9 protein-coding genes are annotated in these 10,283 nt (G+C 72.5%); 4 read left to right on the top strand and 5 right to left on the bottom strand.

Going from position 1 to position 10,283, the window contains the following annotated elements:
- Positions 1–568: hypothetical protein (locus DQW85_RS33760; RefSeq protein WP_162795587.1), on the bottom strand; the 568-nt coding region annotated here is incomplete at its 3' end.
- A gap of 107 nt (positions 569–675) precedes the next feature.
- Between DQW85_RS33760 and DQW85_RS33755 the strand changes: the two genes are divergently transcribed.
- Together DQW85_RS33755 and DQW85_RS33750 are read left to right on the top strand one after the other, a co-directional pair.
- A complete protein-coding gene (locus DQW85_RS33755; protein WP_113703821.1) occupies positions 676–1,185 on the top strand; it encodes an NUDIX hydrolase in 510 nt (169 codons plus the stop codon).
- Positions 1,186–1,262: 77 nt separating this feature from the next.
- Complete coding sequence (locus DQW85_RS33750) at positions 1,263–2,177, top strand: SDR family oxidoreductase (RefSeq protein ID WP_113703819.1); 915 nt, start codon at positions 1,263–1,265, stop codon at positions 2,175–2,177.
- Between the two features lie 51 nt (positions 2,178–2,228).
- Here the strand turns inward: DQW85_RS33750 and recD2 are convergent, their stop codons facing one another.
- On the bottom strand, positions 2,229–4,376 hold the full coding sequence (gene recD2 / locus DQW85_RS33745) for an SF1B family DNA helicase RecD2 (protein ID WP_113703818.1): 2,148 nt from the start codon (positions 4,374–4,376) through the stop codon (positions 2,229–2,231).
- 105 nt (positions 4,377–4,481) lie between these two features.
- Positions 4,482–6,014, bottom strand: a complete 1,533-nt coding sequence (locus DQW85_RS33740; RefSeq protein WP_240197593.1) for a golvesin C-terminal-like domain-containing protein — start codon at positions 6,012–6,014, stop codon at positions 4,482–4,484.
- A gap of 329 nt (positions 6,015–6,343) precedes the next feature.
- Here DQW85_RS33740 and DQW85_RS33735 point away from each other — a divergent pair, with 329 nt between their 5' ends.
- Both DQW85_RS33735 and DQW85_RS33730 read left to right on the top strand, forming a co-directional pair.
- Positions 6,344–7,513, top strand: coding sequence for an alginate lyase family protein (locus DQW85_RS33735; RefSeq protein WP_113703817.1), 1,170 nt, complete (start codon positions 6,344–6,346; stop codon positions 7,511–7,513).
- Positions 7,514–7,795: 282 nt separating this feature from the next.
- Entirely contained in the window at positions 7,796–9,094 is a 1,299-nt protein-coding gene (locus DQW85_RS33730; RefSeq protein WP_113703816.1) for a helix-turn-helix domain-containing protein, read from the top strand.
- Between the two features lie 37 nt (positions 9,095–9,131).
- On the opposite strand, the gene DQW85_RS33725 is transcribed toward DQW85_RS33730, so the two are convergent.
- Positions 9,132–9,947, bottom strand: coding sequence for an endonuclease/exonuclease/phosphatase family protein (locus DQW85_RS33725; protein ID WP_113703815.1), 816 nt, complete (start codon positions 9,945–9,947; stop codon positions 9,132–9,134).
- The coding region (locus DQW85_RS33720) for a glycosyl hydrolase-related protein (RefSeq protein WP_240197591.1) at positions 9,944–10,283 on the bottom strand (340 nt) is incomplete at its 5' end. The genes DQW85_RS33720 and DQW85_RS33725, both read right to left, overlap by 4 nt.

The following is a 10,283-nucleotide window of genomic DNA, read 5'->3' as shown; positions in this document are numbered from 1 at the left end:
CGGCGGCCACCAGGACCGGCCACCACGACCGGTGGGGCGAGCGCGCCCGTGAGTGCGGGCGGGCGGGCCGGCCGCCCAGCCAGGCCCCGATCATGGCCAGCACGACGGGCGCGAACGTCCAGACCACCTGCGAGGGCGGCAGGGCATGGACCGAGTCCGGGTGCGCCGAGCAGTCCAGGCCCTCAGGCGTCCACCCGAGCAGCAGTTGCGCCCGCTGGAGCAGGTAGTCGAACGAGCTCAGCCCGGCGACGGCGAGCGCCGCCCACAGCCGCGCCCAGGCCCGCTCCCCGCGCACGGCGACCAGCCAGCCGCAGAGCCCGACCGCCACCGCCAGCACCAGGGCGAACCCCGCCTGCACCCCCGCCAGCCGGCTGGACAGCTCCCACATCCACGGCGCGGACGGCTCGCTGCCGAACCACGCGCAGGTGTCGTGCGCGCGCGCCCGGAGCGGGGGCAGCTCAAGCACGTACGGCCGGGCGAGCCGCCACACGGTCACGGCGAGGGCCGCCCACCACCAGCACAGCGCCTCGGACCGGCGGGCGGCCGCGATGGAGGGGAGCGAGGACAACCGGCCTTCCCAAGTGAGTTCAGATGCCAGCGTGAAAGATCCGCCTATCCTCCCATCTCCGGCTGAAGCGATGGCCACCCCGCCGCGCCCCTCCTATGCTCGCCCCCATGCCCGAAGCGATCCCGCGCCCGTCCGCCCGCATCCTCCTCGCCGACGACCTGGACCGCGTCCTGCTGTTCCACGGTTTCGGCTCGGCCCGGAGCCCGGCCCGCTGGCTCACCCCGGGAGGCGGGGTCCGGCCCGGCGAGCCCCTGAACGCCGCCGCGGCCCGAGAGCTGCGCGAGGAGACCGGCCTCGTGGTGGCCCCAGAGGAGTTCGGGCCGGTGGTCGCCGTCAGCTCCGGCCACTGGACCAGCGACGACGGCCGCCGGTTCCTCGCCAGCGACTCCTACTTCTTCCTCCGCGCCCCCGAGGCGACCGTGGACGTCTCCGGCATGGAGCAGCTCGAACGGTCGCTGGTGACCGCGTTCCACTGGTGGCCGCTCGACGACCTCAGGACCACCACCGAGCACATCGTCCCGCTCGACCTCGCCACCCTCCTGGAACCTTTGCTCGCCGGAGAACTCCCGTCCGAGCCGGTGATCATCCCGTGGCACCACGAGGAGCCGGCGCAGTAGGCGGACCGCCCGAGAATCCGCGAGACCAGCGCGAAAAGATGACACTCGTTGTCGGGTATTCCTGTCACCTTGGACCCATGACTGACACGTTGAAGGGCAAGGTCGCGCTGGTCACCGGGAGCACGCGGGGCGCGGGACGAGGGATCGCGGTGGAGCTCGGCGCGGCCGGGTCCACCGTCTACGTCACCGGGCGCACGACCCGGCGGGAGCGCTCCGAGTACGGGCGGCCGGAGACCATCGAGGAGACCGCCGAGCTGGTGAACACGGCAGGCGGCCAGGGCATCGCGGTAAGAGTGGACCATCTCGACCGCGACCGGGTCCGCGCCCTCGTCGAGCGGATCGAGCGGGACCACGGGAAGCTGGACATCCTGGTCAACGACGTCTGGGGCGGCGACCCGCTGGCGCAGTGGAACACGCCGCTGTGGGAGCAGGACCTCGACAAGGGCATGCGGATGCTCCGCCTGGCCATCGACACCCACATCATCACCAGCCACTACGCGCTGCCGCTGCTGAAGCGGACCCCGGGCGGCCTCGTCGTGGAGATGACCGACGGGACCAAGGACTACAACGACCGCAACTACCGCGTCTCGCTCTTCTACGACCTGGCCAAGACCGCCGTGATCAGGCTCGCGTACGCGCAGGCCCACGAGCTCAAGGAGTACGGCTGCGCCGCGGTGGCGCTGACGCCGGGGTGGCTGCGTTCGGAGATGATGCTGGACATCTTCAAGGTCGCGGAGGAGAACTGGCAGGACGCCACCGCCATCCAGCCGCACTTCGTGGTCTCCGAGTCGCCCCGCTACACCGGGCGCGCGGTGGCGGCCCTGGCCGCTGACCCCGAGGTCATGCGGTGGAGCGGGCAGTCGCTGTCGTCCGGGCAGCTCGCCAAGGAGTACGGCTTCACCGACGTGGACGGCTCGCGGCCCGACGCCTGGCGCTACATGGACGAGGTGCAGGACGCGGGCAAGCCCGCCGACGCCACGGGTTACCGCTGAGCCCGCGGCCGGGGCTGAGGGCCCAGGTCGCCGCCGTATGGGCACAGGTCCTCAGCTCTCGAAGGCGAGCGACAGGCGGCGGGCCAAGCCGGTGTTGCGGCGGTGGCCGAGGCGGTGGACGGCCAGCTCCAGGGCCTTGCGCTCGCCCACCAGCACCACCCACGAGCGCGCCCGCGTGACCAGGGTGTAGAGGAGTCGCCGGCGCAGCATCACGCCGCCCGACTCGGCCACGACCGGGGCCACCACGAACGGGTATTCGCTGCCCTGCGAGCGGTGCACGCTGATGGCGTAGGCGTGGGTCAGGTCGTCGAGCTCGTCGAAGCCGTAGGTCACCGTGTCGCCCTCGTCGATGCGGACCTCCAGGAGGCGGTCCTCCGGGATGACGCGGGTGACCGTGCCGGTCTCGCCGTTGAAGACGCCCTTGTCGTAGTTGTTGCGGATCGGCATGACGCGGTCGCCGACCCGGTAGACCGAGGAGCCGTACCAGTGCTCGGGCGTGCTGTCGCGGGCGGGGTTGAGGCGCTCCTGGATCATGCGGCCGACCTCCGCGGTGCCGGCGGCGCCCTTGCGCATCGGGCAGAGCACCTGCACCTGTCCGGGGTCCACCCGCTGCTTGCGCGGGATCGCCACCGTCGCCAGGTGGACCACGCGCTCGGCCACGGCGGCCGGGTCGTCGAGCTCCTCGAACCAGAAGCCGCCGCCGCCGGGGAGCGGCGGCAGCTGCCCGGCGCGGATCCGGTGGGCGCTGCCGATGATGCCGCTGTCCTCGGCCTGGCGGAAGACGCGCGTGAGGCGCACCCGCGGGACGTCCTCGACGCGCAGCAGGTCGGCCAGCACGCTGCCGGGGCCGATGCTCGGGAGCTGGTCGCCGTCGCCGACGAGCAGCAGGTGGCTGCCCGAGGGGATCGCCGAGCAGAGCCGCGTGGCCAGGTGGAGGTCGAGCATGGACACCTCGTCCACCACGATCAGGTCGGCCTGCGCGGGCGCCTGGTCGAACAGCGCGTCGGGGTCGGGCTGATGGGCCAGCATCCGATGGACGGTCATCGCGGGCAGGCCGGTGAGCTCCGACAGGCGCTTGGCCGCCTTGCCGGTGGGCGCGGCCAGCGTCACCGTGCTGCCCATCGCCCGAGCCGTCGCCGCGATCACCCGCACGGTGTGGCTCTTGCCGCACCCCGGCCCGCCGGTGAGCACGGACACGGTGCTGGTCAGCGCCATGTTGACCGCCGCGCGCTGGTCGTCGTGGAGCCCGGCGTCCTCCTGGAACGGTCGCATGGGCAGCGTCGAACGGGCCCGCCAGAGCCTGCCCAGCTCCTCGGCCAGCTTGACCTCGCGGGCGTGCAGCTCCTTGGAGTAGACCACGACCTGGTCGGGGGCGGCCTCGACGACCACCCGCCGCTCGGCGGTGAGAGCGTCGACCATCGGCCGCACCAGCTCCTGGTCGAGCTCGACCAGCTCGGCGGTCTGGGTGAGCAGGGCGGTCATCGACAGGAAGCAGTGACCGCCCCGGACGGCAGCGCTGTCGAGCCGGTCGAGGACCGCCGCCTTGATCCGCTGCGGGCTGCGCTCGGGCACGCCCGACTGCAGGGCGATCCGGTCGGCAGTCTGGAAGGCGATGCCCCGGACCCGGCCGATGAGCTGGTAGGGGTCGGAGGCCAGGATGGCGGCCGAGTCGGCGCCGTACACCTGGTAGATCTTCGCGGCGAGCAGCGGGCTGATGCCGAAGCCCTGCAGGACCACCATCAGCGCGGCGATCTCCTTCTGCTCCTTCCACGCCTCGACGATCTGCGCCTGCCTGGCCGGGCCGATGTTGACGACCTCGGTCAGCCGCTCGGGCCCGGTGTCGATGACCGTCAGCGTCTCCTCGCCGAAGTGGCTGACGATGGCGTGCGCGAGCCTCGGCCCGATGCCGCGGATCAGGCCCGAGCCGAGGTAGAGCTGGATCGCGCGGACGGTCGACGGCGCGATCCGCTCGCAGCCGGTGACCTGGAACCGGCTGCCGTGGCGCGGGTGCTCGCCCCACGCGCCGGTCAGCCGGAGGGTCTCCCCGGGCTGGACGCCGGCCAGCGCGCGCCCGGAGGCGACGAAGCCGGGCCCGCTGTCGGCGCTCATCCGGGCGACGGTGTAGCCGTCGTCGCGGACGTACACGAGCTGCTCGACCGAGGCGTCCACCGCAGAGATCCCATCGTCCAGGTACGGCATGGGAGCTTAGGAGACGCGACCGACAGGAAGCCGTCAGGTCGGTCGCCCGCCTTCCACTGTGTGATCAGCTTGCCGTAGCCGAGCGTCCGCGGCCCGCACCTGACGTCACACGCGGCTGATGCGCACCGCGTCGGCGATGACGTGGCCGGTTCCCGAGGTCCACCGGCTGACGCCCACCACGTTCCTGGCCCCCGCCGACAGCGAGAACGTCCCGATGGCGCGCCAGGCCCCGCCGCCCGAGCGCTGGTCGACGTAGACGGTCTGGTTGCCGCTCGACGTCGCCACGATGTAGGGCGCCGAGCTGTTGTACCCCGGATCGGCCGGATGCCAGACCTCCACCCGGTACGTGCCCGCGCTCGGGATGTTCGCGGAGAACCAGGCCGGGTCGCTGGCCGCCACCGGGCCGGCGAACCGGTAGTCGGCGCCGTGGCGGTCGGTGGAGAAGCTGGAGGTGCCCCAGTTGGCGCTGGCCGTGAACTGGCCGGAGGTGGCGTTGTCGACGGTCACCGACCACGGCGTGGCGCCGCCGCCGGTCACGTAGTTCATGTAGGTGGTCCAGTTCCAGTGCGGCCCCGGGTCGGTGTGCGTGGCCCCGGGCACCTGGTTGTGGCCGATGATGTGGGCGCGGTCCTTGGGGATGCCGTACTTGTCGCAGATGTGGCGCGTCAGCGCGGCCGACGAGCGGTACATCGCGTCGGTGAACCAGGACGGGTCGCTGACCCAGCCCTCGTGCTCGATGCCGATGGAGCGGGTGTTGTAGTTCCAGTTGCCCGCGTGCCAGGCGATGTCCTTGTCGCGCACCATCTGGGTGACGGCGCCGTTGGACGACTTGACCACGTAGTGCGCGGAGACCTTGGCGTTCGGGTTCTGGAACCAGGAGATGGTGCCCGCGTACGAGCCCTGCGTGACGTGGATGATCACGCGGTCGACGGCGTACGTGGACTCGCGGCTGGAGGCGGTGTAGTTGCCGGAGTGGGCCGCCACCCAGGCCGCGTCGGGGTAGTCGGGGCCGGCGACCTCGGCCGGGGCGTTGAGGTCGCGGGCCTTGGCCAGCTCGCCGCGGTCGGCCGTGATCTCCTGCGGCTCGACGGTGACGCCGCGTGCCTTGACGCCGAGCCCGAGCAGCTCGTACACGGCGTCGGCGTACAGGCGGGCCAGCTCGGGGGAGGAGGCGTTGCCGTACCTGGCCACGGCCTGGTACCAGCGTCCGGCGTCCTTCCTGGCGGCCTCGTCGAGGCCCAGCTCGTCGGCGTGGGCCCGCAGGACGGCCGCGCCGCCGAGGATGTTGGACGCGTCGTCGGCGCGCAGCCTCTCCACGGGCAGTCCGGTGAGCTCGGCGGCCTTCTCCAGGGCGTGCGTGGTGGGGTTGCTGACCAGGTGCATCACGCCGTAGCCGCCGCTGGCGCTGGGCTCGCCGGCGTGACCGTCGAGGTGGGTCTCGGCGTGGGCGAGGGCGACGAGCAGGTCGCGGGGCACGCCGTGCTCGGCCGCGGCGCGGTCGAACGCGGCGGACAAGGGGGTGGCCCGCTCGGCCACGGCGGGCTGTCCAGCGACGACCAGGAGGGCTGCGAGGGTGACGACGAGAGCGGCTAATCGCGTGCGGGCGAAGGTCATGGCGGGCTCCTCGTTGGGGGGCATCGGCTGCACAGTAAGGGAGTTTCATGACATATGTCGATAATTGACATTACTTGCGAGTTGGGTGAAACTTCTCGCCCGCCGCGAGGGGGGTCGGCGGCCGGGCGCACGTCCGACCTTTCATGGGCTCCGGTGACGCCGACATGCATGGGTTCCTGCCTTGCCGCGGACGTGGCCCCGCGCCGCTGGTCGGCGGCCGAAATGCCGCCCCGTGGCATCGGCGGTGGGGGCGCCTCTAGTGTTAGGAAACTTTCCTAAAGTCGTTGCGGCCGGTCTGGCGCCGCGCTTGGATGGCCGGGACAAGGCAGCCCTCCGATGTTAAGGAACCCCCCATGCGCCTCCGCCTTGCCGCTGCCGTGCTGTTGAGCGCGGCCGCCATCGTCGCCCCCCACCAGGCCGCCCAGGCATCTCAGGCATCCCAGGCCGCTCCGTTCAACCATCCAGGTGTCCTGGTCAGCAGGGCACAGCTCGACTTCGTCCGGTCGAACCTCGGCGCCGAGCCGTGGAAGTCGGCCTGGAGCGCGCTCCGGGCCAGCACCTTCGCGTCGCTGTCGTGGACCGCCAAGCCGCGGGCCAACGTGGAGTGCGGCCCCAGCTCCAACCCCAATCACGGCTGCTCCGACGAGCGCAACGACGCCATGGCCGCCTACACCCACGCCCTGCAGTGGTACCTGACCAGGGACGCCCGCCACGCCAGGAAGGCCATCGAGATCATGGACGCCTGGTCGGCCGTGATCACCCAGCACACCGGCCACAACGCTCCGCTGCAGACGGGCTGGTCGGGCGCGTCCTTCTCGCGGGCGGCCGAGCTGATCAAGCACACGTACACGAGCTGGCCGAACGCCGCCAGGTTCGCCACCAAGCTGCGCACCGTCTACCTGCCGGCGGTCGTCAACGGCAGCGCCAACACCAACGGCAACTGGGAACTGATCATGACGGACGCGACGATCGGCATCGCCGTGTTCCTCGACGACCGCGCCTCGTTCGACAAGGCGGTGCAGCTCTGGCGCAACAGGCTCCCCGCGTACGTGTACCTCAAGTCGGACGGGGCCCTGCCGAAGACCCGGCCGGGCAGCAAGTACGACACCGAGGCCGAGATCATCGGCTACTGGCACGGGCAGTCCACGTTCGTGGACGGCCTGGCCCAGGAGACCTGCCGCGACTTCGGGCACACCGGCTGGGGCATCGCCGCCGCCGCGCACGTGGCGGAGACGGCGCGGCACCAGGGGCTCGACCTCTACGCCGAGGGCAAGGACCGGCTCAGGCACGCCATGGGCTTCCACGCGGGGCTCCAGCTCGGCGAGCCGGCGCCGTCGTGGCTGTGCGGCGGCAGCGTCAAGCTCGGCCTCGGCCCCGTGTTCGAGGTGGGCTTCAACGCGCTGAACACCCGCCTGGGCATCGGCATGTCCCGGACGCAGCGGCTGGTGGAGCAGGGCCGCCCGGCCGGGACGAGCCACTTCCTCGGCTGGGAGACGCTCACCCACGCCAAGAACCCCGCCTGACGCCCCCGTGCGCGGCGCCCGCTCCTGCGCCGCCGGCGCACGGCCTCGTTGAAGACCGGAGCGAGCCGAGGGGGAGGCGATGGCGTCTCCTCCTCGGCGTCGAAGCCGAGCCGCCAGTGCCCCTCGCCCGCCTCGGCGTCCGTCGACGGCTCCTCGTTCTTTTCGGGGGCCGGGCGGCATATGGTGGCGGCGAACGCTGCCGAGCATGCGCGCCGGAAAGGGCCGGTGGACAGGCCGGGGGCGGTCGTCCGTACAAGAGGAAACGGGAAACCCGGATACTCCATGGGCGAACAACGAGACCATTTCGGTGCCGAGTTGAGGCGCCGCCGAATGGCGGTCGGAATATCGCTGCGCGACCTGGCCGGACGGACCCATTACAGCCGTGGGCACCTCAGCAAGGTGGAAACAGGACAGAAACGGCCGACCGCCGAACTGGCCCGGCTGTGCGACGCGGCTCTCGACGCGGGCGGCGAGCTCGTACGCCTGGCGACTCCCGCGCGGAGGACCGACCTGGCCCTCGGCGATGCCGGAGAGGTGTGGATGATGGGCCTGGACTCCGCCGGCGGGGGGTGGTTCGTGCCTGTCACGCGCCGCGAGATCCTGCTCGCGGCGGGCGCCTCGTCGATCAGCGGGCTGGCGGTCGAGGCGCCGGAGCACGTCGGCGAGCCGTACGCGGCTCTCGGCGCGGCCACGTTCCGGTCCTGGTTCGACCAGATCAGGCAGTACGGGCAGCGGGTGGCCCCCGGCGTCCTGCTGCCCACGCTCATCGCGCAGACCGCCACCCTTCGCGGCATGGCCGGCGCCGCTCCGCCGAAGGCCCGGCCGGGGCTGCTGACGCTGGCCGCCCGGTTCGCGGAGTACACCGGCTGGATGGCGCAGGAGGCCGGCGACGACCGGGCCGCCCTGTGGTGGACCAGCCACGCGGTGGAGCTGGGCGAGGCGGGCGGCGACCCCGCGATGCGTTCCTACGCGCTGGTCCGCCGGGCGCTGATCACTCTGTACCGGGAGGACCCGGACCAGACCGTCGAGCTCGCCCGCCAGGCCCAGGCGGAGGCGGTCCCGGCGCGGGTACGCGGGCTGGCCGCCGTCCGGGAGGCGCAGGGCCTGGCGCTCGTCGGCGACCACGCCCGCTGCCACCGCGCGTTGGAGCGTGCCAGGACGCTGCTCTCCGCGGACCCCCTCGGCCATGACGACGCGCTGCCGGCCCTGGGCACCTCCACGCTCGCCGACCCCGTGTCGACCGTGACCGGCTGGTGCCTGTACGACCTCGGACGGCCGGGGGAGGCGGGCGCGATACTCGACCGTGAGATCGCCAGGATCCCGGCCGAGGCGCAGCGCTCCGGCCTGAGATACGCCGTGCGCCGGGCCCTGGCCTACGCCGCCCTCGGCGAGGTGGAGCACGCCTGCGAGCTGACGGTCCCGCTGCTCGCGCCGCTGCGGGAGATCCACTCCGCCACCGTCCGGCAGGACTGCCGCAGGCTCGCCCGGACCCTGGCCCGATGGCGCGGGCACCCTCGCGTACGCGAACTCCTCCCGGAGCTGACCAGCACCCTGCGCACGCCGACCACGACCGGAGGATGACCAAGCCCGAGATCTTCGTGAACTTCCGGCGCGCCTCCTACTCCTCGCGGGCCGCCAGGACGATGTCGGCGACCAGGCCGTAGTGGTCCGAGGGCCAGACGCGGACCCCGTCGAGCACCTCCGGTTCGGTGAAGGCCAGCTCCGCGTGCAGCGGCTCCCCGCGGAGCAGTTCGTCACCGCCGGTGAAGATGTAGTCGATCCGGCGGGACGGCTCGCGGGCCTGCCTGGCGTAGTCGTTGGCCCGGTCGTACGTGGCTCCGGCCGAGCCGTCACCGCCGTAGGTCCAGGCGTCGGCGAAGTAGACGCTCTGGCCCTCGACGACCGCGAGCCCGCGCAGGTAGCGGATCTCGTCGGAGTCGGGGTCGGCGTTGAAGTCGCCCATGACGACCGGCGGCAGCCGGGTCATGGCGGGGGAGAGCTCCGCCACCCGCGCCACGGTGTGTCTGACCTGCCGCAGCCGCGTCGAGCCGTGCGACTGCTGCCAGGTCAGGTGGGTGACGAACACGGGCAGGTCGCCGTGCTCGCTCTGGAGGAGCGCGTACAGCAGCGCCCGAGGCTCCTCACCGCCGGTGGGCAGGGCGAACTCCCGCTGCTCGCGGACGGGTAACCGGCTGAGGACGGCGTTGCCCTGGATCCGGCCGTCGCGGTCGCAGGCGGGGCCGTACACGATCTCGTAGCCGAGGCCGTCGGCGATCTCCCGCGCCTGGCAGTAGCCGTCCTCGCGCATCACCTCCTGCAGCCCGACGACGTCGGGCCGCAGGCGGGCGAGCTCGCGGCGGATCAGGTCGAGCCGCTGCGGCCAGGGGCCGTTGGTCCCCCAGAGGTTGAGGGTGGCGACCCGGAGTGTGCTCATCGGCGCGCCAGCCGGACCGTCAGCACCTGGAAGGGGCGGAGCGTGATCGGCACGGCCCCGTCGCCGTCGAGCCTGAGGCGCTGGTCCAGCGACCGTTCGAGCAGGTCGTCCACCCGCGCGGAGGTCACGGGGAACGAGGCCCGCAGACGGGTGTCCGCCCGGCCGCCCAGCGACTCGTACACCCGGACGATCACGTCTCCGGAGCCGTCGTCGGCGAGCTTCACGGCCTCGATCCGGGCGGCGGAGCCGTCCAGGCCGACCAGCGGCGCGGGCGCCGCGCCGGTGCCGCCGGGCACGACGCGCAGGGGCAGGTTCAGCGCGTAGCCCGCCGCCACG

Source organism: Nonomuraea lactucae, from assembly GCF_003313395.1.
Lineage (GTDB): Bacteria > Actinomycetota > Actinomycetes > Streptosporangiales > Streptosporangiaceae > Nonomuraea > Nonomuraea lactucae.
This window is presented reverse-complemented; position numbering and strand designations above follow the sequence as displayed.

Coding starts and splice junctions, on each gene's coding strand:
- DQW85_RS33755 (WP_113703821.1), top strand. CDS start 676: ATGCCCGAAGCGATCCCGCGCCCGTCCGCCCGCATCCTCCTCGCCGAC.
- DQW85_RS33750 (WP_113703819.1), top strand. CDS start 1,263: ATGACTGACACGTTGAAGGGCAAGGTCGCGCTGGTCACCGGGAGCACG.
- recD2 (WP_113703818.1), bottom strand. CDS start 4,376: ATGCCGTACCTGGACGATGGGATCTCTGCGGTGGACGCCTCGGTCGAG.
- DQW85_RS33740 (WP_240197593.1), bottom strand. CDS start 6,014: ATGCCCCCCAACGAGGAGCCCGCCATGACCTTCGCCCGCACGCGATTA.
- DQW85_RS33735 (WP_113703817.1), top strand. CDS start 6,344: ATGCGCCTCCGCCTTGCCGCTGCCGTGCTGTTGAGCGCGGCCGCCATC.
- DQW85_RS33730 (WP_113703816.1), top strand. CDS start 7,796: ATGGGCGAACAACGAGACCATTTCGGTGCCGAGTTGAGGCGCCGCCGA.
- DQW85_RS33725 (WP_113703815.1), bottom strand. CDS start 9,947: ATGAGCACACTCCGGGTCGCCACCCTCAACCTCTGGGGGACCAACGGC.